Genomic DNA, 21,709 nt, shown 5'->3' on the forward strand with positions numbered 1-21,709 from the left:
GGCGGGTCGGTCATGGTGTCCAGGGGATCCGGTGTTCGGCGAGGTGGGCCAGTACCGCGTGGTTCGCCTCCCAGCCGTCCGGGAACTTCACCGTGGTTCCCAGCTGGACCGGTTCCGTCGACGGGTAGGCGTCCAGGAGGTCGGTGACCCCCGCGCGGCAGACGACGACGCAGGCGTGGCGGTGGCGGGAGGCCAGGACGCACAGGCGGCCCGTCTCCAGGTGGAAGGCGGTGGCGTCGGGGCGGCCGGACAGGGGGTGCAGGACGACCGTGACGTCGTACTCGCGGCCCTGGAGCCGGTTCGCGGTGTCGACGGTGACGTCGCCGACGCCCAGCTCGGCCAGGGCCGCGCGGACCGCCGCCGCCTGGTCGCGGTGGGCGGTGCCGACGGCGATCCGGTCGGCGGTGAGGGGGGTGGGTGCGGGGGAGCGCTCGGAGACGGCCGCGCCACCCCGGTCCAGGAGGCGCCTGACCACCGCGGCGACCGCCCGCACCGCCTCCGGGTCGGTGCGGGGCGTGTGCCGGGCGGGCAGCTCCAGCAGCCCCCAGCCGGACTCCGCCGCCTCGTCGATCACCCGGTCGGGCCCCGAGCCGTCGGAGGGGACGCCGAAGGACAGCCTCCGGTCGCCGGGGCCGGTGCCGCTGCGGAACGGCGTGAACGGGTAGAAGGCGTCCGAGACCAGCGGCGCCGCCGACGCCGGCAGCCGCCAGGACACCGGCAGCCGGTGCTGCGGCAGACCGGGGTTGTGCGCCAGCAGCGTCGACACCGCCGAGGCCGACGGGTCGTACGACAGGCCGGCCCACTGCTCGCCGCCCACGATCGAGAACGGGTCCAGCTGCCCCGGGTCGCCCACGAACAGCGCCCGCTCGAACAGCCCGGCCACGGCCAGCAGCCCGTCCGAGCGCATCTGGTAGGCCTCGTCCACGATCGCGTGCGGCCACGGCTCGTCGGTCTTCACGTGCGCCCACTTGGCGGCCGTGGAGATGACGACCGGAAGCCCGGCCAGGTCACCGGCCTTCGCCGACTTCCGCACGTTCGGCAGGTCGTCCAGCGCCTTGTCGTAGGCGTCGGCGTCGCTGCTGTGCAGGCGGCCCACCGGCAGCGCGGAGTCCTTCTCGGCGAGCCGCAGCACCAGGTCGTCGACCTGCGCGTTGGTCTGCGCGACGACCATCAGCGGTCTTCCCGCGTCCGCCAGTTCCAGCGCCGCGCGGACGACGAGCGTGGACTTGCCGGCACCGGGCGGGGAGTCCACGACGACCCCGCGCGCGGTGCCGTGCAGCGTGTCGCGCAGGATCGCGTCGGTGGCGCGGGTGGCGGCGGTACCGGGGTCGTGGACGGCCTCGGTGGTCACAGGACGTCCTCCTCGGTGACGGTGTCGGCGGCTTCGGGCACCGGTTCCCCGGGCGGGCCCCCGTGCGTCCACGGCGTGTCCTCCGGGTCGGGCAGCTTGGCGCCGCCGCGCTGCTCGTGCTCGAACAGGGTGAAGCACACCCGGTCGCCCTTCTCGGGCACGGACCCTTCCTCCGGCTCCTTGCCGCGGCCCATCCTGTCGACGATCCGCAGCACCAGCAGGCCCTCGTCCTGCGCACCGGCCGCACCGGGGCCGTCCGGGCCGGCCGCACCGGGGCCGTCCGGGCCGGCCGCACCCTCCGCACCGGGGCCGTCCGCACCGTCCGGGGCGGCCCGCCGCACGAACTCCGCCGCCTGCGGCTTCCCGCCCAGCGACCGGTACACCTTGACCCGCTCCCCGAGATGCGGCCGGTCGTCCGTGCGGACGGTGACCAGCGGGCGCGGGCTGGGCCGCCTGCCCTCGCCGTAGGCCATCACCACGTCGACGACCTCGCCCGCGAACGCCTCCCCGGCCAGCCGCCGCCCCGCCATCACCAGCGGGTCGTCGAGGGCCTCCTGCGCCTCCAGCCGGGCCTGTTCCCGCTCGCGCACGGCCAGCTTGCCCGCGGCGGTGACCGCGTCGTCGCGGCGCGGCTGCGGCGGCTCGCCCGCCACGACCCGGTCGCGGTGGCCGGTGAACGACCAGCGGTCGCGGGTCCACCGCTCCTCGACGTGCGCCCCCTCGGGCAGCTCCCGCAGCAGGTCGATGCCCTGCCACACCTTCTCCCAGGTGGGCAGGGTCCGGCTCAGCACGAGGTCCCGCACCGCCCGCTCGGCGGCGGTCAGCTCGCCCAGCCGGTCGTCGGCCTGCAGGCCGTCCTCGGCGGCGGCCAGGGCGGTCCGCGCGCGGTCGTAGCGCTCGATGGCGGGGGCGAGCAGCTTGTTGTCGAACGCCGGGTCGGTCGCCGGCCCGGCCGGCGGGCACAGCAGCTGGCCCCCGGCGTCACGGGCCAGCTCGGCCCGCAGCGCCGCCCCGGCGCCGGTCTCGTCCCCGGGCGGGTCGATCCAGGCGAGCAGCGACCCCAGGTGCTGGTCCTCCAGACCGGACTGGCCGGTCGCCCAGTGCCGGCCCAGCACCTCCGTGAGCGCCAGCAGCAGCGAGGAGCCGGGCACCCGGGACCGCTCCCCGAAGTGCGTCAGCCACCGCCCGAGCAGCGGCACGCGCGGCGGCGCGGGATACGGCGTCTGCGGGTCCTGCTCCGCCGTGCGCCTGAAGCGGGTGGAGCGGCCCAGGAGGCGGACGTACTCCACGCCCGCGCGGCTCGGGACGATCAGCTGGGGCGCGTCGGAGCACAGCTCGACCTCGACCTTGACGCGTTTCCCGGTCCCGGGGTCGGTCTCGTTGCGCTCGGCGGCCTCGACGGCGTCGGCGTACGAGTCGATGTACGGCAGGACGACGTCGGCCAGCTCGGCGAGGAACGCGAACCGCAGGTCGCGGTCGCGCGGCTGCGGGACGACCAGCAGCCGGGGCGCGTCCCGGTCGGTGCCGACGAGGGCGCCGAGCGGGGCGCCCGCCTCACCGGCGGTGGTCAGCGGCACGAACACCAGCGGCCGCTTCGACAGGTGCCGGTGGCGGACGGTGGCGGCGGGCCGGGCGCGGCCGGTGGCGACGGCCTCCAGGCGGGCCAGGACGGCGATCAGCGACACGTCGCCCCCAGGGCCTCGTCGCGCAGCAGGGCGGCGCGGCGCAGGGCCGCCACGGCCGGGTCGTCGGGATCGCCGGCCTCCCCGCGGGCCGCGGCCAGCACGTCCTCGACGGTCGTCATGGCCCCCAGCTCGGCGCGGACGGGGCGCCCCAGCGCGGTGACCTCGCCGGCCGCGCGGGAGCGGCCGCGGCAGTGGAACGCCAGTTCGCAGGCGGCCAGGCACTCGGGCGCGTACGCCGCCGGGACGGCCTCGACGGCCGCCGTGAGCCGGTCGGGCGGCAGCTCGGGCGAGAAGCAGGTGTCCTCGGGGAGCGCGCCGGCGATCTCCTCGATGCGGGTCAGCCGGGCCAGCTGGCGGTGGGTGACCGCGCGCTGCTTGCGGATGTCCACGGCGGAGGCGGTGGGCAGGTTGGAGAAGTCCTTGGGGCAGACCAGCAGGACGCGGTGGCGCACCCGCGGCGCGGGGTCGAGGCGGGCGGCGAGCGCCTCCAGCGCCAGCACGTACACCGCGGCCTGCCGGGCGGCCGCGCCGACCTTCGCGGGGTCCGCGGCGCCGTCCAGCAGGGGGAACGACTTGATCTCCACGACCGTCCAGCCGCCGTCGGGGTGCACCACGACCGCGTCCGGCTCCAGGAACGCCGGGGAACCCGCGACGTCGAGCGCGAGCATCGGGTGGTCCAGGAGGGTCCAGGTGCCGGACGCCGCGCCGGCCTCGCGCAGCGCCAGCGCCGTCCGCGCCGTACGGCCCTCGGGGCCGATCGCCGACAGGTCGGGGACGCTCGCCCCGGTGGGCGGCTCCGCGCGCGGGTCCAGCTTCTCGTGCACCAGGCGCAGCAGGTCGGCGCCGCCGTCGGCCTTCACCTTCGCCTCGAAGGCGTTGCCGCGCGTGAGGGCGAACTGGGACTGGCCGAACGCCGAGGGCGAGCCGAGCGCGTCGGCCAGCGCCGCCTTGTCCACCCCGGCGCCGTCGAGGATCGCGCGTCGGCTGCATCCCGGGTTGGCGGCGAGCGCCGCCAAGGCGCGGGCGTCCAGCGCCTTGGCGGGTACGTCGGGTCCGCGCAGGTCAGCGAGCCGCTGCCGGAGCGCCGTCCCCCGCGTCCGAGGGAGTGGCACCCGGTTCGGCTCCGGGCCCGAACCGTGACTCGCGCTGCCGTGGAATTCGCTCACCCGCGGAAGTCTGGCATCCGCCACTGACAATCGGGGCGCCGGTGCCCCGAGTTGCCACCGGGAGGAACGGGAACCGCTCCGCCGCCCAGCCCGCGGCCCGGTCCGCCCGGCGCATCACCAGGGGCGCCAGCAGCAGTCCCGCGCCCATCACGGCCGCGCCCGCGGCCGCGTCGAGGAAGTAGTGGTTCGCGGTGCCCATGACCACGATCGTCGTCACCAGCGGATAGACCACGCCCGCGATCCGCGCCGCGCGGGTGCCGCCGTGCCGCCACAGCATCACCCCGCACCACAGCGCCCAACCGACGTGCAGGCTCGGCATGGCCGCGTACTGGTTGGTCATGCCGCCCAGGCCGCGCGGGGCGCTCGCCTCGCCGCCCCACCAGCCGTACGAGCTGTACAGGGCCATCGTGTCCACGAAGCCGTGGTCCGCGGAGAGCAGGCGCGGCGGGCAGGTGGGCAGCAGGGTGAAGCCGATCAGGCCGATGAACGTCGACGTCATCAGCCAGGTGCGGGCGGCCCGGTAGTGCACGGTGCGCGAGCGGAACAGCCACACCAGGACCACCGGGGTGACCAGGTAGTGCAGCGACGCGTACCAGAAGTCGGCCGGCACGCCGATCCACGCCTCGTTCCGGAACAGCCGGTTCAGCGGGTGCTCGGCGTTGATGTGCAGGACCTTCTCGATCCGCAGGATCGCCAGTCCGTGGTCGACGGCGCTGCTGACGTCGCCCCGCGCGAGCAGCCGGCCCGCGGAGTAGCAGGCGTACACCAGCACGATCAGGGGCAGTTCCGTCCACCACCGCAGCCTGGCCGGCGAGGCCGCCTCGGTGCCTGGTGTCTCGGTCTGCGGCATCCGATCGCCTCCCCCTTCGTGTCGCTGCGGTGCCCGTGGCACGGAGGTGCCACTTTACGGCCTGGGCGGGCGCCCCCCGTAGGACGCCCCCGGCCCTCGAAGACGCTGAGATCGCCCACCGGGTTGCCCCTGCTCAGGGTGCGCGATGATGGAAGGGTCCCGCCCCCGCTTTTCCCCGGAAGGGTTCTCCATGGCACCGCGCATCCTGCTGGCCCGGCACGGACAGACCGAGTGGTCGCTGTCCGGCAAGCACACCGGCAGGACCGACGTGCCCCTGCTGGAGGAGGGCCGGCGCGGCGCCAAGCTGCTCGGCGAGCGGCTGCACCGGGCGCCGTTCGACGGTCTTCCCGACGTCGAGGTCCGCACCAGCCCCCTGGTGCGCGCGCGAGAGACGTGCGAACTCGCCGGCTTCGGCGAGCGCGCCACGGCGTGGGACACGCTCATGGAGGTCCACTACGGCGCCTACGAGGGCATGACCCCCGCCGAGATCCAGGCGGTCCGGCCGGGCTGGCTCATCTGGCGCGACGGCGTGCCGGAGGGCGAGACCCTGGCGGAGGTCACCGCGCGCGCGGACGAGGTCGTCGCGTGGGCGCGGTCCGCCGACCGGGACGTGCTGGTCTTCGCCCACGGGCACATCCTGCGTTCGATAGGCGCCCGGTGGCTCGGTCTCCCGCTGGACTTCGCGGCCCGCGTACGCCTCAACCCGACGTCGCTGTCCGTACTCGGCTGGGCCTACGGCGAACCGGCCATCGAGAGCTGGAACGACCTGGGGCACCTGGCGGGCTGACCCGGCCGCCCCGGAGCGGCGACGGCGCGGGACGGCGCGGGCAGGGGGCGGCAACGGCACGGGACCGCCGTGGCACGGGGGTCCGTGACGCAGGGGTCCGCGGCACAGGGGTCCGCGGCGGTCACGCCTTGCGCGGGGCCGTGGCGTGGCGCTCCAGGAACTCCGACACCCCCGCGGCCCGCCGGTGGGGCAGCAGCACCCGTGCCGTCCCCGCGAGCATCGTCCGGATCCGCGACGACTGCACCTCGTCCAGCAGGTCCAGCACCCGCATCCCGGCCGTCGCCGCCTCGTCGGGCCGCCCCCCGCGCGCGAGGTCGTCCGCCAGCTCGGCGGTGTACAGCGCGATGTTCCGGGTGAAGTGGGGGTCCTGGAGCTGGGCCGCCCGCCGCGCGTGCCGGGCCGCCCGCGGCCACGCCCCGAGCGTGGACCAGCACTGCGCCTCCAGACCCTCCAGTTCGGCCTCGCCGTAGAAGCTCATCCACTCGGGGTCGGCGTCCGAGGAGCCGCGCGCGTACAGGGCGTGGGCGCGCGCCAGTGCCTGCTCGCAGCCGGCGCGGTCGGCCAGTCCGGCCCAGCCCCCCGCCTCGCGCAGCGCGAGCAGCGACATCAGCCGCGCGGAGCCCAGCGGGCGGGCGACGCGCTGCGCGGCCTGCGCCGCCCGGACGGCCTCGCGCGGGCGGCCCACGTCGCGCGCGAGGAACGCCGTGTTGCAGAAGGCGTGCGCCTCCAGGGCCTCGTCGCCGGTGGTCCGGGCGGTCGCGAGGGCCTCCGCGTAGTGCGAGCGGGCGTCGTCGAACCGGCCCGAGTCGTGCGCCAGCCAGCCCACCGAGATGGCCAGTTCGCCCGCGCCCGAGTGGAGCCGTTCGGCGGTCGCCTGCCGTACCGCTCCCGCGTCCAGCAGCGCGTAGGCGGTGCGCAGCGGTGTCGCCGCGCGCCGGTAGAGCCCGTCGGCGCCGTGCCGGTCGTCCAGCAGCCGGATCCGGCGGACCGCCTCCTCCAGGGCGGCCGCCTCCCTCGTCCCGGGGCGCCGCACGGGGCGTTCGGCCGCCGACGCGTCCGGAGCGAGCCCCAGGGGGCCCATCGAGACGGCGGCCACCGTGGCGCCCCCGCCGGTCATGAATGCGCGACGCAGCACGTCGCTCTCCTCGTGGTCGTGGTGCGTGTCGTACGGGTCCTGCGTGTCATACGGTTCGTGCGCCCCGCGCGTCTCACCGGTGCCCGGCACGTCCTCGCGGGGACGCGCCCCCCGCCCGCGGACGGACGACCGGGGCGCGAACCCCAGATCGGTGAGCGTGCGGCCGGGGAACATGTGCAGGAACACCCGCTCGTACGCGTAGTTGGGGCAGCGGATCTCACCCGCCTCGACGCGGCCGACATAGCGCGCGTCGCAGCTCACCCGCTCCCCGATCTCGCGCGCGGCCCGCCGCACCAACGCGGCGAACTCGGCCGGCGAGCGCTGTCCGCGCAACCGCCGGAAGGTGGGGTTGGGCCGTGCCGGCCGGTCGGGCCGAGCTGGGGTCACCGGTGACGACGCCATGGCCGGGTCCTCTCGTACGAACCGTCGAACCATGCCGGAGGCAGCGCGGGTCGACCGATCCGTCGGTGTGAGCACCCTGTTTCCGGCGGGCTTGAACGTACCTTCTGTGATCGGTTCGACACACAGGGTTTGACCACAAAACCGGATATCTCATCCGCGATCCGCCATGAACTGCCATCCTTTGCGGCGCATTTCCGCGTAGCCGCCGACGATCCGCCGCGTTGGACCCGACGGACGCGCACAGTGACCGCCGAGGGAGGCCGACCGTGGAGACCAGTCGGAGGAACGATCCCGTCGTGTCGTCGGGGACGACGTGCGACCTCGTGACGGTGCCGGCCCGGCAGGGGCTGGAGGCGGCCGACATCCTGCGCCGCGGAGCCGGCGACGCGATGGGGCCCGTGCTCCACGACGACGGGCACGGCACCCTCGCCTTCCTGGTGCCGCCGGGCACCGCCGCCGCCTGGGACGTCCCGGGCAGCACCTGCACGGAGACCGGCGGACGGGGGCCGGGACCGGCACCCGGGCTCCCCGCCGAGGGCTCGCACTGGCTGCTCCCGCCCGGCGAGGCCGACCTCGCGACCGACCCGGCCGTCCTCCAGCGGGCGTTGGGGGAGGCGGCGCGGCTCATCGAGGCGGCGGACAGCTGCCGGTAGCCGGCCCGGCCCCCCGCGGGACGTGTCCGGCCCTTCCGGGCGGGCACCGCGCGCCGATCCGACGCGAAGGGCCGGCCACGCCCCGGGCGGCCGCCGGCGAGCGGCGCGTCCCGCCCGGCGGTGGACGGCCGGGGGAGCACGGCACGCCCCGGCCCTGCGAAAATGCCCGCATGGCAAGGTCCAGGAACTCCCGGCGCGCACGCGACAGCGACGAGACCGTCACCGAGACCGTCGACGGCGGGCTCGCCCAGCTCCGCCCGGACCGCGACCGGGCACGGGCCTGGACGCTGCTCATCGACGGGGCGCCCCAGTCGCACGTGGACCTCGACGACCCCGGACACCTCTCCTTCGAGTACCAGCGGCGGATCGGCCACGTCATCGACCTCGCCGCCCCGCCCGGCAGGCCGCTGCACGTCCTCCACCTCGGCGGCGGCGCCTTCACCCTCGCCCGGTACGTCGCGGCCACCCGCCCCCGCTCCACCCAGCAGGTCGTCGAACGGGACGCGGCCCTCGTCCGGCTGGTCCGCCGGGAGCTGCCCCTGGACCCCGCCGCCCGGATCCGGGTGCGGTCCGCCGACGCGCGCGAGGGGCTCGGCAAGGTGCCGGACGGATGGGCCGACCTCGTCGTCGCCGACGTGTTCAGCGGTGCCCGCACCCCCGCGCACCTGACCTCGACCGAGTTCCTCGACGAGGTGCGCAGGGCCCTGAGCCCCGGTGGCTCCTACGTCGCCAACCTGGCCGACGGCCCCCCGCTCGCGCACCTGCGCGCCCAGATCGCCACCGCCGCCGCCCGCTTCCCGGAACTCGCCCTGGTCGCCGACCCCGCCGTGCTGCGCGGCAAGCGGTTCGGCAACGCAGTCCTGGTCGCCTCCGACCTGCCGCTGCCGACCGCCGAACTGACCCGCAGGGCCGCCTCCGACCCGCACCCCGCCCGCGTCGAGCACGGCAGGGACCTCACCGACTTCACCGGCGGGGCCGTACCCGTCGTCGACGCCTCGGCGGTGGCGTCACCGGCCCCGCCGCCGTCCGTCTTCCGCTGAGCGGCCGCGGAACGCCCGCCGGGCGGACGTGCGTTCAGTAGGTGCCGATCTCCACGCGCGGTGGTCCGTCGTGCCAGGTGCAGAAGACCGACACGCGGTCCGCGCCCGAGGTGAACTCCACCCGGATCCAGGACTCCGTCTTCCACACCTGCATCGACCAGCCCGCGCCCGGTGTGGCCGAGACGAGCGAGGCGGAGGCGGGCCCCAGGTCGAACAGGACCCGCCCGCCGTCGGTGTCGTAGCCCTCGACCCGGCCGGAGGGGCCGGGGGAGGCGGCCGGCCGGGTGCGGGACGGGGCCGCCGGGCTCGCGGGGGTCCGGGACGCGGACGGCGGGGCGGACGACGGGGACGGCGTGGCGGGCGCGGACGCCGGGGACGACGCCGGCGCGGGGCGGTCGGTGGCCGAGATCGCCGGCGGCTCCGGCTCCCCGGCGGGCACGTCGGCGGCCGTCAGCGGCAGGGCGCGCGGCGGGTCGTACGCGGTGCCCGCCAGGACCGTGTGGACGCCCCACCACGACAGCGTGACCGCCGCGCCCGTGGCGAGCGTCCAGGCCAGTACATGTACGAGTCCTCTGCGCATCGCGGGCCATCCTGCCCCACCCGCCACGGCCGTGTCGCGCGGATCCCCCACCGCGCACCCCGCGGGACTCCGGGTCCCCACCGGCCGTCCACAGGGACGGAGTTGTCCACAGGCCCGGAGGGGATCCGGCCGCATGGCGTAGGTTGCGGCGCATGGCAAGTGTGCTCGTGGTCGAGGACGACCAGTTCGTCCGCTCGGCGCTCATCCGGCACCTCACCGATGCCGCGCACACCGTGCGCAGTGTCGGCACGGCACTGGAGGCGCTGCGCGAAGTCGCCCATTTCCGCTTCGACGTGGTCGTGCTGGACCTCGGACTGCCGGACCTGGACGGCTCCGAGGCCCTGAAGATGCTGCGCGGCATCACGGACGTGCCCGTCATCATCGCCACCGCCCGCGACGACGAGACGGAGATCGTCCGGCTGCTCAACGCGGGCGCGGACGACTACCTGACGAAGCCGTTCTCGGTGGAGCACCTCTCCGCGCGCATGGCGGCCGTCCTGCGCCGCTCCCGCGCCGGCGCCGGTGAGGCGCCGCCGTCCAGCGTGCTGCGCGTGGGCGGACTGACCGTCGACCCGCTGCGCCGCCAGGCCGAACTGGACGGTGCCCGCCTCGACCTCACCCGCCGCGAGTTCGACCTGCTCGCCTTCCTCGCCGGCCGCCCCGGCGTCGTCGTCCCGCGCCGCGAACTGCTCGCCGAGGTCTGGCAGCAGTCCTACGGCGACGACCAGACCATCGACGTCCACCTGTCCTGGCTGCGCCGCAAACTGGGCGAGACGGCGGCCCGCCCGCGCTACCTGCACACCCTGCGGGGCGTCGGCGTGAAGCTGGAGCCGCCCGCCGCGGCACCCACCGGGGAGCCGCGATGAGGTGGGCCCTCGTCAAGGTCTGCCTGGCGGTCACCACGATGGTCGTGGTCGCCTTCGCCGTGCCGCTCGGGCTGGTGGTCGAGGAGATGGCCCGTGACCGCGCCTTCTCCAACGCCGAGCGGGAGGCCGCCGTCGTGGTCCCCGCGCTGTCCATCACCACCGACCGCGACCAGTTGGAGCGGGTCGTCGCCGCCGCGGGCTCCGACGACGGCATGGCCGTGCACCTCCCCGCCGGCGACGGCCGGCAGGCCCTCGACCTCGGCCGGCGGCGCGCCACCGCCGCCGACATCGCGGCCGTGCGCGAGCTGGGCCGCGTCTCCACCACCGGGGTGCCCGGCGGCTCCGCGCTCCTGCAGCCCGTCGCGCTGAGCTTCGGCACGGCCGTCGTCGAGGTCTACGTCCCCGAGTCCGAGGTCAGCAACGGGGTCGGGACGGCCTGGGCGGTGCTCGCCGCGGTCGGCGCCGCCCTGGTCGTCGGCTCGGTGGCCGTCGCCGACCGGCTGGGCGTGCGCATGGTGCGGCCCGCCCGGCGGCTGGTGGAGGGCGCGCACGAACTGGGGGAGGGCAGACTGGGCGCACGCGTGCCGGAGGAGGGGCCGAACGAACTGCGGCTCGCGGCCGTCGCGTTCAACTCCATGGCCGACCAGGTCGTCCAACTCCTCGCGAACGAGAGGGAGCTGGCCGCCGACCTCTCCCACCGGCTGCGCACCCCGCTGACCGTGCTGCGGCTCAACGCGGCCTCCCTCGGTGACTCCCCGGCCGCCGAGCAGACCCGCGCCGCGGTCGCCCAGTTGGAGGGGGAGGTCGACACCATCATCCGCACCGCCCGCGAGGCCAAGCCGCAGACCGCGGCCGCCGGACCGGGCGCCGGGAGCGACGTCGCCGAGGTCGTCCGGGAGCGGATGGCGTTCTGGTCGGCGCTCGCCGAGGACGAGGGCCGCAAGGTGCGGGTGGCCGGCGCCGACCGGCCGGTGCGCGCGCCGGTGGCCCGCGCCGACCTGGTCGCCGCCCTCGACGCCCTGCTCGGCAACGTCTTCCGGCACACCCCCGAGGGCACGGCCTTCGCGGTCGACCTGCACGACGGCGAGGACGCGGTGATCGTCCTGGTCTCGGACGCGGGCCCCGGCATACCCGACCCGGAGGCGGCGATGGCCCGCGGCCGGGGTTCCGGCACCGCCGGGTCGACCGGGCTCGGGCTGGACATCGTGCGCCGGCTCGCGGAGTCGACCGGCGGGGACGTGCGCATCGGCTCGTCCGTGCTGGGCGGCACCGAGGTGCGGATCTGGATCCAGCTCGACGGGCGGGAACCGGAGCGCAGGGGGCACCGGGGCACGGTGCGACGACGCCGGCAGGGCAGACGGACCGTCACCTTTAACCGCTCCCGATCCCTTCCTTAAGCGCGCCCTAAGATCCTCGGTCCCCGCCCCGATCAGGCGCTTCGCCCGGTCGGCGAGCGCTAGCGTGCTGCCGCACCCCACCCCCGTGAGCAGTGAAGGCAGGGCACGCGATGAGCACGCACCGGCGCACCGTCAGGACCAGGAACAAGCTGATCGGGGGCGTGGTCGCCGCGGCCGCCGTGGGCGGTGGCGCCGTGTTCCTCACCGGCACCGCCCAGGCGGCCGGGACCGGGGCCGCCTACACGAGGACCAGTGACTGGTCGACGGGGTACACCGCGCAGTACGTCGTCACCAACGACAGCGGCGGCACGAAGACCGACTGGACGCTGGAGTTCGACCTGCCGGCCGGGTCGCGGATCAGCTCGCTGTGGAACGCCGGGTCGAGCGTGTCCGGACAGCACGTCACGGTGAAGCCGGCCGCGTGGGACGAGGACGGTCTGGCCGCCGGCGAGTCCGTCACCGTCGGCTTCGTCGTCAACGGCACCGCCGATCCCGTCGGCTGTCTCATCGACGGCGCCACCTGCTCGGCGGACGCCGGTGCCACCCCCGAGCCGAGCGGCCGCCCGACCGGCACCCCGACGGCCTCCCCGACCGGCACGGTCGCCCCCGCCCCCGCCACCACTCCGGCCGGCACGGCCACCCCCGGGCAGACGGCCACCGCCTCCCCCTCCCCGTCCGGGACCCCCGGCTCCGGGACCGCGGTCTCCGCCGCCTTCGCCCCCTACGTCGACACCTCCCTCCACCCCGCCTTCGACCTCCTCGCCGCCGCCACGGCCACCGGCGTCGAGGACTACCACCTCGCCTTCGTCACCGACGGCGGCGGCTGCACGCCCGAGTGGGGCGGCGTCACGGACCTGGCGAGCGACGGCGTGGCCTCGCAGATCGGCGCCCTGCGCGCCCGCGGCGGCGACGTCCGGGTCTCCTTCGGCGGCGCGTCCGGCGCCGAACTCAGCACCACCTGCGCCTCGGCGGACGCGCTGGCCGCCGCCTACGGCAAGGTCGTGGACGCCTACCGGCTCACCAAGGTCGACTTCGACATCGAGGGCGGCGCGCTGCCGAACACGGCCGCCAACACCCGCCGCGCCCGGGCCGTCGCCGCGCTCCAGCGGCAGCACCCCGGCCTGGACGTCTCCTTCACCCTCCCCGTCATGCCCGAGGGCCTCACCCAGGACGGCGTGAACCTGCTGGCCGACGCCAAGGCCAACGGCGTGCGGATCACCACCGTCAACATCATGGCGATGGACTACGGCCCCGCCTACAGCGGCGACATGGGCACCTACGCCGAGCAGGCGGCCACCGCCACCCAGGCCCAGCTCAGGAGTGTGCTGGGCCTGGGCGACGCCGCCGCCTGGAAGACGGTCGCGGTCACCCCGATGATCGGCGTGAACGACGTCGCCTCCGAGGTCTTCACCGTCGAGGACGCCGCCCAGCTCGCCGCCTTCGCCGAGGCCAAGGGCCTCGGCCGGCTCTCCATGTGGTCCGCGACCCGCGACAGGCAGTGCCCGTCCCCGAAGAACACCGCGGACCCCACGTGCAGCTCGGTCACCCAGACCCCGAACGCCTTCACGAAGGCGTTCACCGCCGGCCGCTGAGGCGGCGGGAAGACAGCGGGGCGCGGCACACCCCCACGGTGTGCCGCGCCCCTTCCCCCGTTCCCCCGTTCTCCCGGGATCCCCACCCCGGGGGTCTTCGGTCAGGCCGTCTCGAGCGCCGGCAGGGTTCCGGTGCGGGCCGCCCGGCCGTACCACAGGGCGCTCGACTTCGGGGTGCGGGCGAGGGTCGCGTAGTCCACGTAGACCGCGCCGAACCGCTTCTCGTAGCCGTACGCCCACTCGAAGTTGTCCAGCAGCGACCACAGGTAGTAGCCGCGGACGTCCGCGCCCTCGGCGATGGCGCGGCGCACGGCCCGCAGGTGGCCGTGCAGGTAGGCGACGCGCTCCGGGTCGTGGACGCGGCCGTCGGAGTCGGGCTTGTCGTCGTAGGCCGCGCCGTTCTCCGTGATGTACAGCGGCAGGCCCGGGGCCTCCTTCGTGTACCGCATGATCAGGTCGTGCAGACCCGTCGGGTCGATCGTCCAGCCCATCTCGGTGCGGTCGCCCGGCGTCTGGTGGAAGGCGACGTCGTCCGCGGCCGGCCAGGGGGAGTGGTCGCTGCTGCCGTGGCCGTCCGCCCGCGGGGCCGTCGGGTCGGCGTCCGCCGCGGAGACGAGGGTGGGCGTGTAGTAGTTCAGGCCCAGCGCGTCCAGCGGCTGGTTGATGGTGCGCAGGTCGCCGTCGAGGACGTACGACCAGTCGGTGAGCGACGAGGTCGCGGCGAGGAGCGTCTCGGGGTACGCGCCGCGCAGGATCGGGCCGTGGAAGACGCCGTTGGCCAGGTCGTCGATCCGGCGGACCGCCGCCAGGTCCCCCGGGGTCTGCGAGAGCGGCCTGACGACCGAGGAGTTGAGGCTGATCGCCACCGAGTTGCGGGTCGGCATCACCGACCGCAGGGCCTTGGTGCCCAGGCCGTGCGCCAGGTTGAGGTGGTGCGCGGCCCTCAGGGACGCCGCCGGGTCGGTGCGGCCCGGGGCGTGCACTCCGGAGGCGTACCCGAGGAAGGCGCTGCACCACGGCTCGTTGAGCGTGATCCACTGCTCCACCCGGTCGCCGAGCGCCTCCCCGACGATCTGCGCGTACTCGGCGAACCGGTACGCGGTGTCCCGCTCCGGCCAGCCGCCCGCGTCCTCCAGCTCCTGCGGGAGGTCCCAGTGGTAGAGCGTGACGGCCGGCTTGATGCCCTTCGCCAGCAGCTCGTCCACCAGCCGGCGGTAGAAGTCCAGGCCCACCTGGACCGCCGGCCCGCGGCCGGTCGGCTGGACCCGCGACCACGAGATGGAGAAGCGGTACGAGTTCAGGCCCAGGTCGGCCATCAACGCGACGTCGTCGCGGTAGCGGTGGTAGTGGTCGACGGCGATGTCGCCGGTGTCGCCCCCGGCGGTCTTGCCGGGCGTGTGGCTGAAGGTGTCCCAGATGGAGGGCGTGCGGCCGTCCTCCCGCACCGCCCCCTCGATCTGGTACGCGGACGTCGCCGCGCCCCAGAGGAAGGCCGGAGGAAAGGTCACCGGGTTGACCGACTGTACCGACTGTGCGGACTCAGACATGGAAGCGCTCCCATGGGTGGTCGTCGAGGTCGTCGAGACCGACGAAGGATGGGGGGAAGAGGTGCGGAGGACCGGGGCGGCGGTGACCCGGTTCCGTCGGACGCGGCATCGGCGGGGTGTCGGCCCCGCGCGGACGTCGGCCCTGCCGGGTGTCGGCTCTGCGCGGACGCCTGCCGACGGGGTGCCGGTCCCGCGCGGATGCCGGGCCGACGGGGTGTCGGACCCGCACCGGCACGGGCCGGCGGGGGTGCCGGTCCTGCGCGGACGCGGGACCTGCGGGGGGTCGGACCCGTGCGGATTCCGGACCCGCGAGGGTGGTGCGTCCCGCGCGGACCTGGGACCCGCGAGGGCGCCGGCACCGTACGGACGCGGGACCGCGGGAGGTCCCGCCCTCGGCGGACGCCGTGATCGCCAGGGTGTCAGGCCCGGGCGGGTGCCGGACCGGCGGGGTGCCGGTGCCGCGCGGACGCCGCTCCGGCACGACACCGGTCCGGCGGGGGCGTCCGTCCGGTGAGGACGTCGGTCCCGCGGCGGTGCCGGACCCGCGCGCGAGCCGGTCCGGCGGCCGTCCCGGCCCCGCGCGGACGCCGGGCCGGCACGGCGGTCAGCCCCGCGCGGTCGCGAGGGGCGACGGTGCCGCCGGTCCCGCGCGGCCGCCGGACCGGCCGGGGTCCCAGCCCCCGCCCCGCCGCGGAGCATCCCCGCATCAGCCCTTCACCGCGCCCTGCATGATGCCGCCCACGATCTGCTTGCCGAAGATCGCGAAGACCAGCAGCAGCGGCAGCGTGCCCAGCAGGGCACCCGCCATGATCAGGGACTGGTCGGGCGTGTACCCGCGGCCGAGGCCCGCGACCGCGACCTGCACGGTCGGGTTGCCGGTCTGGCTCAGCACCAGGAACGGCCACAGGAAGTCGTTCCAGGTCTGGACGAACATCAGCATGCCGAGCACCGCCATCGCGGGGCGCGCCGCGGGGAACACCACGTGCCACACCACGCGCCAGCTGCTCGCGCCGTCCATCCGGGCCGCCTCGATGATCTCGTCGGGCAGCGCCTGGAGCAGGTACTGCCGCATGAAGAACACACCGAAGGCGCTGACCAGCGACGGCAGGATCACCGCCTGGAGCTGGTCGGTCCACTCCAACTTGGCGACCATCATGTACAGCGGGATCACGCTGAGCTGCGGCGGCACCATCATCGTGCCGACCACGATCAGCATCATCGCGCCGCGGCCCTTGAACTTCAGCTTGGCGAAGGCGAACCCGGCGATCGTGGACAGGAACACGATCGTCAGGGCCGAGGTCCCCGCCACGATCGTCGTGTTGACGAACGCGGTGCCGAGGTTGGCGTCGTTCCAGGCGATGTCCAGGTTGTCGAAGAGGTTCGACCCGAACCAGAACGGCGGCGGTGTCTGCGCCAGCCGGTTGTTGTCGCGGGAGGCGGCGATCGCCGTCCACACCAGCGGGAACAGCGAGCCGACGGTGAACAGGGCCAGGATCACGTACGCGATCGGCCCCGCGTGCATCTGCCCGCCGGCCCGCGCCGATTTGGGCCGCCGTACCCGGCCGGGCTTCTTCACGGCCGTGTCCGGCGGAGAGAGGGGCGGTGTCGTGGAAGTCGTCGTCGTCACGGCCGTACTCCTAACTACTGGCGCGCAGCCGGCGCGAGATGACGTAGTTGACGATGCCGACCACGATCAGGATCAGGAACATGGTCCAGGCGATCGCGGAGGCACGGCCCAGGTGCTGGTTGACCCAGCCCTGCTCGTACAGGTACAGGCCCAGGGTCTGGAACTGGTGCTCGGAACCGCCCGACGCCCCCTTGTTGGCGTCGAACAGCAGCGGCTCGCCGAACACCTGGGTGGCGCCGATCGTCGAGACGACGACCGTGAACAGGATCGTCGGGCGCAGCGACGGCAGGGTCACGTGGAGGAACTGCTTCCAGCGGCTCGCGCCGTCCAACGCCGCCGACTCGTACAGGTCCTGCGGGATCGCCTGCATCGCCGCCAGGTAGATCAGCGCGTTGTAGCCGGTCCAGCGCCAGATGACGATCGTGGACACCGCGAACTGCGAGGGCCACTTGTCGCTCTGCCAGTCGATCGGGCCGACCCCGACCATGTCCAGCACCCAGTTGATCATGCCGTAGTCGCGCCCGAACAGCAGCACGAAGACGAGGGAGGCGGCCGCAATGGAGGTCGCGTACGGGGCGAGCATCGTGACCCGGAAGAACGTCGAGCCGCGCAGCTTGTAGTTGAGGATGTGGGCGAGCCCCATCGCCATCAGCAGCTGCGGCACCGTCGAGATGACGCCGATGGTGAGCGTGTTCTTCGCCGCGTTCCAGAAGAACTCGTCGTCGAAGATCCGGGTGTAGTTGCGCAGCCCCACCCACTCCATGTCGGTGGGCGCCGTCATCTCCACCTGGTGCAGCGAGGCCCAGCCGGTGTAGATCAGCGGGAACAGACCGAACGCCAGGAACAGCAGGAAGAACGGCGAGACGAACGCGTAGGGGCTCCAGCGCATGTCCCGCTGCCAGCGGCGGGAGAGCCGGGCCCGGTGCCGCTGCTCCGCCCCGTCGGGGCCGGCGGGCGGTCGGCCCGGGGCCGCGCCCCCCTCCTTGAGGGGGGGCGCGGCGGTGTCGTGGGTGGCCATTCGGGTCACTTGTCCAGGTTGTTGTCGATGGTCTTCGTCGCCGTCTCCCAGGCCTCCTCAGGCGACTTGCCCTTCGTCACGAGGATGACGCCGTTGTCGCTCAGACCCTGCTGGATGATCTGGTCCTTCGGGCCGATCACCTGGACCGGGGCGGCCTTCGCGGCCTCGGCGAAGATGGTGCCGATGTTGAGGTCACCGGTCATCTCGTTCTTGGCGCCGGTCACCTCGGGCATGGTGTACGCGCTCGGGGTGCTGGGGAAGGAGCCCTGCACCTTGAACAGCTTCGCCTGCTGCTCGGGCGCGGTCAGCCAGGCGACCAGCTTCTCGGCCTCCTTCACGTTCTTGCCGCTGGAGGGCACGGACAGGAAGGAGCCGCCCCAGTTGCCGGACTTCGGAGCGACCGCGACGGCCCACTTGCCGAAGGACTCCGGCTTCGACTTGCCCTTGAGGGTGCCGAGCATCCACGGCGGGCAGGCGATCGTCGCGAACTTGCTGTTCGAGATCGTGGTGTCCCACGCCGGCTGGAACTGCGTCTGCGCCTGCACCAGGCCCTGCTCGGCGGCCTTCGCGGTCAGGTCGAAGGCGTCCTTGACGGCCTTGTTCTTCTTGTAGATGACCTCGCCGGAGGAGTCGTAGAACTTCTCCTCCTGGCTGCTGAGGACGGCGTTGAGCAGGCCGCCGGGGGAATCCATGAAGAAGGTGCCCGCCGGCGCCTTCTTCTTGTACTGCTCGCCGACGGAGACGAACTTGTTCCAGTCACCCGCCCACAGCTTGCCGACCTCCGCCGGGTCGGTCGGCAGACCGGCCTGCTTGAAGAGGTCCGTGCGGTAGCAGAGGGCCATCGGACCGACGTCCGTGCCCAGAGCGATGGTCTTGCTGTCCTTGGTGGTGGCCTGCGCCCACTTCCAGCCCAGCCAGTTGCTCTTGTTCACGCCCGAAACCTTGGACATGTCCTGGAGCTTCGCGCTCTGGGTGGCGGTGACCTCGGCGATGTTGGCGACCTCGATCGCCTGCACGTCCTGGAGACCGCTGTTGGTGGTGAGGTGGTTGACGAGCGCGGGGTAGTAGTTCTCGTTGCGCTCGATCACGTTCTCGGCGATCTTGATGTTCGGGTTGAGCTTCTCGTACTCGGCGTACAGACCGGCTTCCTTGAAGCCCATCGTGCCGAAGAGTCCCAGGGTGATCGTGGTCTTGCCCTTGCCGCCGCCCGACGACGAGTCGTCGGAGGCCTTGTCGCCGTCGTCGGCACAGCCGGCCAGCAGCCCGGCGCCCATGGTGGCGACGGTCGCCAGGACTACCACCCGACGGGAGCTTCGGGTACGTGCTCGCATTACGTCCTCCTGTTGCCCTGACGTGCCGACCCCCCGGCCAACTGCATTGTTGGGCCCGTTAGTTTCTCGCTGCGGCTCGGGCGGGGAACGTGCGGGTTGTGTATGTGTCAGGTACCGTGGGAGCGCTCCCACAGGTGATGTGTTGAAGAGTCGTCGGTTCGGGCGAGGGTGTCAAGGGCGGGGGCGCGTGGAGATGCGTTCAGTTATCCGGCTGTTAGCTAACTCGCCGGGGCGGCGCTTTTCGGCCGGGGGCGACGACCCCCGGGGGCGGTGGGGCGGACGGCCGGGACTGTTAGATTCCAGGCCAGTGGGATGATGACAGCGGGAAGGCGGAGCCCATGGCAAGCCACGGTACGCGGGGACGGAGCGGTGGCCGGCCGACCCTCGAGGAGGTGGCGGCGCGCGCCGGCGTGGGCCGCGGCACGGTCTCCCGCGTGATCAACGGTTCGCCCCGGGTCAGCGACGCCACCCGTGCCGCCGTCGAGGCCGCGGTCGCCGAGCTGGGCTACGTCCCCAACACCGCGGCCCGCGCCCTCGCCGCCAACCGCACGAACGCGATCGCCCTCGTGGTGCCCGAGCCGGAGACCCGCTTCTTCGCCGAGCCGTACTTCTCGGACATCCTGCGCGGGGTGGGCGCGGAGCTGGCCGACACCGAGATGCAGCTGCTGCTGATCTTCGCGGGCAGCGACCGGGAGCGGCAGCGCCTCGCCCAGTACCTGGCCGCCCACCGTGTGGACGGCGTCCTCCTGGTCTCCGTGCACGCCGACGACCCGCTGCCCGACCTCATCGCCCAGCTGGAGATCCCGGCCGTGATCAGCGGTCCCCGCTCCGCCGCCGAGACGCTGCCGTCCGTGGACTCCGACAACTACGGCGGCGCCCGCTCCGCCGTCGAGCACCTGCTGGCCCGCGGCTGCCGCCGCATCGGCCACATCACCGGCCGCCTCGACGTGTACGGCGCCCAGCGGCGTGTCGACGGCTACCGCGACGCCCTGCTCGACGCGGGGCACGAGGTGGACGAACTCCTCATCGTGCAGGGTGACTTCACCGAGGAGGGCGGCCAGCGGGCGATGCGCGAGCTGCTGACCCGCACTCCGGCCCTCGACGCGGTGTTCGCCGGCTCCGACGTGATGGCGGCCGGCGCCCGCCAGGCCCTGCGCGAGGCGGGCCGCCGCATCCCCGACGACGTGGCCCTGATCGGCTACGACGACTCGGCGATCGCCCGCCACATGGACCCGCCGCTGACCAGCGTGCGCCAGCCCATCGAGGAGATGGGGCGCCGCATGCTCGGCCTGCTCCTCACGGAGATCGCGGACGACCGCCCGGCGGTGTCGCGGGGCCTGGAGCGGCGCCAGGTGGTCCTGGCCGCGGAACTGATGGTGCGCGCGTCGGCGTAGCGCACGCCGGCCTCGCCCGGCGTGCGGCGGTGCGGGGTGCGACGGTGTGGTGCGGGGTGCGGGTGGAGCGGACGGGCGGACGCCCGGCCCCTGCCGCCGGTCCTGCCTCCGACCCGGCCTGTGCCCGCCCCTGCCACGGCGTCCCCGTCGCCCGGGGCGCCTCCGTGACGAGCCGCTCGTGGCGGGCGCGCGGGGCTCCGGGGGGGATTTCTCGGGAGTCCTGGGAAGTCCTGGGAAACACGTCAGCCGGTGACCTTCCGAGAAGGTCACCGGCTGACGGATCAGGGTGAGTGACGGGACTTGAACCCGCGGCCACCTGGACCACAACCAGGTGCTCTACCAACTGAGCTACACCCACCATGCCCGGCGTTCGACTTTGTGGTCTCCCTACCGGCCGAGAAAAAGTGTACAGGGTCCGAAGGGGTGCTCGCGCACGGCTTCTGTCCGGCGGGCGGGACGTGTTCTATCCGGCGGGCAGGACGTGCTTGGCGGCGATCGCCTTCGCGGTGTCGGAGTCCGGTCCGGGCTGCGGCACGAACACGGCCTCGCGGTAGTAGCGCAGCTCCGCGATGGACTCGCGGATGTCGGCGAGGGCGCGGTGGTTGCCGTTCTTCTCCGGGCTGTTGAAGTACGCCCGCGGGTACCAGCGCCGGGCCAGTTCCTTGACGGAGGAGACGTCGACGATCCGGTAGTGCAGGTAGCTCTCCAGCGTCGGCATGTCCCGCACCAGGAAGCCGCGGTCGGTGCCGACGGAGTTCCCGCACAGCGGGGCCTTGCCGGGCTCCTTCACGTGCTCGCGGATGTAGGCGAGGACCCGCTCCTCGGCGTCGGCCAGGGTCGTGCCCCCCGCCAGCTCGTCAAGCAGCCCGGACGTGGTGTGCATCTGGCGCACCACCTCCGGCATCGTCTCCAGGGCCGCGTCCGGCGGCCGTACGACGATGTCCACGCCGTCGCCGAGGATGTTCAGCTCGGAGTCGGTGACGAGGGCGGCAACCTCGATGAGCGCGTCGTCCGACAGCGAGAGGCCGGTCATCTCGCAGTCGATCCACACCATGCGATCGTTCATGCGTCCACCCTAAGGGTGACGTACCCCGATCCGATGCCCCGCGTCGTCCCGGCCTTCCGGCGCCCGGGGGCGGGGCCGTCCGGGCCGTCGGCGGGGGCACGGGGCGGCGCGGAAGGGGAAGGGGCGGTGGGGGGGGGGGGGCCACCCCCCCCCCCCCCCCCCCCCCCCCACACCCCGCCCCGCCCCGCCCCCCCCCCCCCCCCCCGGCGGGGGGGGGGGGGC

At 74.2% G+C, this 21,709-nt stretch carries 18 protein-coding genes and 1 tRNA gene; 7 read left to right on the forward strand and 12 right to left on the reverse strand.

Features of this window, described 5'->3' with window-relative positions; translation table 11 throughout:
* Window positions 1-10 precede the first annotated feature (10 nt).
* From ACZ5FU_RS15660 to ACZ5FU_RS15675, 4 genes are read right to left on the reverse strand one after another with little or no spacing between them, the layout of a single operon-like run.
* Complete coding sequence (locus ACZ5FU_RS15660) at window positions 11-1,351, reverse strand: AAA domain-containing protein (RefSeq protein ID WP_451529061.1); 1,341 nt, start codon at window positions 1,349-1,351, stop codon at window positions 11-13.
* The gene (locus ACZ5FU_RS15665) at window positions 1,348-3,036 is read right to left on the reverse strand and encodes a hypothetical protein (protein WP_469045450.1); all 1,689 of its coding nucleotides are present in this window, start codon (window positions 3,034-3,036) and stop codon (window positions 1,348-1,350) included. Before ACZ5FU_RS15665 ends, ACZ5FU_RS15660 begins: the two co-directional genes overlap by 4 nt.
* A complete protein-coding gene (locus ACZ5FU_RS15670; protein WP_451776024.1) occupies window positions 3,027-4,148 on the reverse strand; it encodes a hypothetical protein in 1,122 nt (373 codons plus the stop codon). The genes ACZ5FU_RS15665 and ACZ5FU_RS15670 overlap by 10 nt, the downstream gene beginning before the upstream one ends.
* A complete protein-coding gene (locus tag ACZ5FU_RS15675) occupies window positions 4,099-5,052 on the reverse strand; it encodes a phosphatase PAP2 family protein (RefSeq protein WP_451776022.1) in 954 nt (317 codons plus the stop codon). The genes ACZ5FU_RS15670 and ACZ5FU_RS15675 overlap by 50 nt, the downstream gene beginning before the upstream one ends.
* 190 nt (window positions 5,053-5,242) lie before the next feature.
* Between ACZ5FU_RS15675 and ACZ5FU_RS15680 the strand changes: the two genes are divergently transcribed.
* Window positions 5,243-5,839: a histidine phosphatase family protein gene (locus ACZ5FU_RS15680; protein WP_469045451.1), complete on the forward strand. Its 597-nt coding sequence runs from the start codon at window positions 5,243-5,245 to the stop codon at window positions 5,837-5,839.
* Window positions 5,840-5,960: 121 nt separating this feature from the next.
* Here the strand turns inward: ACZ5FU_RS15680 and ACZ5FU_RS15685 are convergent, their stop codons facing one another.
* Entirely contained in the window at window positions 5,961-7,376 is a 1,416-nt protein-coding gene (locus tag ACZ5FU_RS15685) for a hypothetical protein (protein ID WP_451529066.1), read from the reverse strand.
* Window positions 7,377-7,642: 266 nt separating this feature from the next.
* On the opposite strand from ACZ5FU_RS15685, the gene ACZ5FU_RS15690 reads away from it, so the two are divergent.
* Window positions 7,643-8,029, forward strand: a complete 387-nt coding sequence (locus ACZ5FU_RS15690) for a hypothetical protein (RefSeq protein ID WP_468835364.1) — start codon at window positions 7,643-7,645, stop codon at window positions 8,027-8,029.
* Between the two features lie 170 nt (window positions 8,030-8,199).
* The gene (locus tag ACZ5FU_RS15695; RefSeq protein ID WP_468835361.1) at window positions 8,200-9,069 is read left to right on the forward strand and encodes a spermidine synthase; all 870 of its coding nucleotides are present in this window, start codon (window positions 8,200-8,202) and stop codon (window positions 9,067-9,069) included.
* 34 nt (window positions 9,070-9,103) lie between these two features.
* Here the strand turns inward: ACZ5FU_RS15695 and ACZ5FU_RS15700 are convergent, their stop codons facing one another.
* Window positions 9,104-9,649 (reverse strand): hypothetical protein, encoded by a 546-nt coding sequence (locus ACZ5FU_RS15700; RefSeq protein ID WP_468643874.1) that lies wholly within the window; start codon window positions 9,647-9,649, stop codon window positions 9,104-9,106.
* 152 nt (window positions 9,650-9,801) lie between these two features.
* Between ACZ5FU_RS15700 and ACZ5FU_RS15705 the strand changes: the two genes are divergently transcribed.
* From ACZ5FU_RS15705 to ACZ5FU_RS15715, 3 genes are all read left to right on the forward strand, one after another.
* Entirely contained in the window at window positions 9,802-10,515 is a 714-nt protein-coding gene (locus tag ACZ5FU_RS15705; RefSeq protein WP_451529070.1) for a response regulator transcription factor, read from the forward strand.
* On the forward strand, window positions 10,512-11,912 hold the full coding sequence (locus ACZ5FU_RS15710) for a HAMP domain-containing sensor histidine kinase (RefSeq protein ID WP_451776020.1): 1,401 nt from the start codon (window positions 10,512-10,514) through the stop codon (window positions 11,910-11,912). Before ACZ5FU_RS15705 ends, ACZ5FU_RS15710 begins: the two co-directional genes overlap by 4 nt.
* A 110-nt stretch (window positions 11,913-12,022) precedes the next feature.
* On the forward strand, window positions 12,023-13,504 hold the full coding sequence (locus ACZ5FU_RS15715; RefSeq protein ID WP_469045452.1) for a glycoside hydrolase family 18 protein: 1,482 nt from the start codon (window positions 12,023-12,025) through the stop codon (window positions 13,502-13,504).
* 101 nt (window positions 13,505-13,605) lie between these two features.
* On the opposite strand, the gene ACZ5FU_RS15720 is transcribed toward ACZ5FU_RS15715, so the two are convergent.
* The 4 genes from ACZ5FU_RS15720 to ACZ5FU_RS15735 all read right to left on the reverse strand — a co-directional run bounded on the left by ACZ5FU_RS15720 (window position 13,606) and on the right by ACZ5FU_RS15735 (window position 19,027).
* Entirely contained in the window at window positions 13,606-15,051 is a 1,446-nt protein-coding gene (locus ACZ5FU_RS15720; protein WP_451776015.1) for a GH1 family beta-glucosidase, read from the reverse strand.
* A gap of 706 nt (window positions 15,052-15,757) precedes the next feature.
* Window positions 15,758-16,678 carry a carbohydrate ABC transporter permease gene (locus ACZ5FU_RS15725; protein ID WP_451529074.1) on the reverse strand — a complete coding sequence of 307 codons (921 nt, stop codon included), beginning with the start codon at window positions 16,676-16,678 and terminating at the stop codon, window positions 15,758-15,760.
* 10 nt (window positions 16,679-16,688) lie between these two features.
* On the reverse strand, window positions 16,689-17,696 hold the full coding sequence (locus ACZ5FU_RS15730) for a carbohydrate ABC transporter permease (RefSeq protein ID WP_451529084.1): 1,008 nt from the start codon (window positions 17,694-17,696) through the stop codon (window positions 16,689-16,691).
* Between the two features lie 5 nt (window positions 17,697-17,701).
* Window positions 17,702-19,027 carry an ABC transporter substrate-binding protein gene (locus ACZ5FU_RS15735; protein ID WP_451529075.1) on the reverse strand — a complete coding sequence of 442 codons (1,326 nt, stop codon included), beginning with the start codon at window positions 19,025-19,027 and terminating at the stop codon, window positions 17,702-17,704.
* A 338-nt stretch (window positions 19,028-19,365) separates the two neighbouring features.
* Between ACZ5FU_RS15735 and ACZ5FU_RS15740 the strand changes: the two genes are divergently transcribed.
* Complete coding sequence (locus ACZ5FU_RS15740; protein ID WP_451529076.1) at window positions 19,366-20,421, forward strand: LacI family DNA-binding transcriptional regulator; 1,056 nt, start codon at window positions 19,366-19,368, stop codon at window positions 20,419-20,421.
* A 285-nt stretch (window positions 20,422-20,706) separates the two neighbouring features.
* Here ACZ5FU_RS15740 and ACZ5FU_RS15745 read toward each other — a convergent pair.
* Window positions 20,707-20,779, reverse strand: a tRNA-His gene (locus ACZ5FU_RS15745).
* Between the two features lie 105 nt (window positions 20,780-20,884).
* A complete protein-coding gene (orn, locus tag ACZ5FU_RS15750) occupies window positions 20,885-21,487 on the reverse strand; it encodes an oligoribonuclease (RefSeq protein ID WP_451529077.1) in 603 nt (200 codons plus the stop codon).
* Between the last annotated feature and the right edge of the window lie 222 nt (window positions 21,488-21,709).

The organism is Streptomyces sp. NPDC031554 (assembly GCF_055580685.1).

Coding starts and splice junctions, on each gene's coding strand:
- ACZ5FU_RS15675 (WP_451776022.1), bottom strand. CDS start 5,052: ATGCCGCAGACCGAGACACCAGGCACCGAGGCGGCCTCGCCGGCCAGG.
- ACZ5FU_RS15680 (WP_469045451.1), top strand. CDS start 5,243: ATGGCACCGCGCATCCTGCTGGCCCGGCACGGACAGACCGAGTGGTCG.
- ACZ5FU_RS15685 (WP_451529066.1), bottom strand. CDS start 7,376: ATGGCGTCGTCACCGGTGACCCCAGCTCGGCCCGACCGGCCGGCACGG.
- ACZ5FU_RS15695 (WP_468835361.1), top strand. CDS start 8,200: ATGGCAAGGTCCAGGAACTCCCGGCGCGCACGCGACAGCGACGAGACC.
- ACZ5FU_RS15700 (WP_468643874.1), bottom strand. CDS start 9,649: ATGCGCAGAGGACTCGTACATGTACTGGCCTGGACGCTCGCCACGGGC.
- ACZ5FU_RS15705 (WP_451529070.1), top strand. CDS start 9,802: ATGGCAAGTGTGCTCGTGGTCGAGGACGACCAGTTCGTCCGCTCGGCG.
- ACZ5FU_RS15710 (WP_451776020.1), top strand. CDS start 10,512: ATGAGGTGGGCCCTCGTCAAGGTCTGCCTGGCGGTCACCACGATGGTC.
- ACZ5FU_RS15715 (WP_469045452.1), top strand. CDS start 12,023: ATGAGCACGCACCGGCGCACCGTCAGGACCAGGAACAAGCTGATCGGG.
- ACZ5FU_RS15720 (WP_451776015.1), bottom strand. CDS start 15,051: ATGTCTGAGTCCGCACAGTCGGTACAGTCGGTCAACCCGGTGACCTTT.
- ACZ5FU_RS15730 (WP_451529084.1), bottom strand. CDS start 17,696: ATGGCCACCCACGACACCGCCGCGCCCCCCCTCAAGGAGGGGGGCGCG.
- ACZ5FU_RS15735 (WP_451529075.1), bottom strand. CDS start 19,027: ATGCGAGCACGTACCCGAAGCTCCCGTCGGGTGGTAGTCCTGGCGACC.
- ACZ5FU_RS15740 (WP_451529076.1), top strand. CDS start 19,366: ATGGCAAGCCACGGTACGCGGGGACGGAGCGGTGGCCGGCCGACCCTC.
- orn (WP_451529077.1), bottom strand. CDS start 21,487: ATGAACGATCGCATGGTGTGGATCGACTGCGAGATGACCGGCCTCTCG.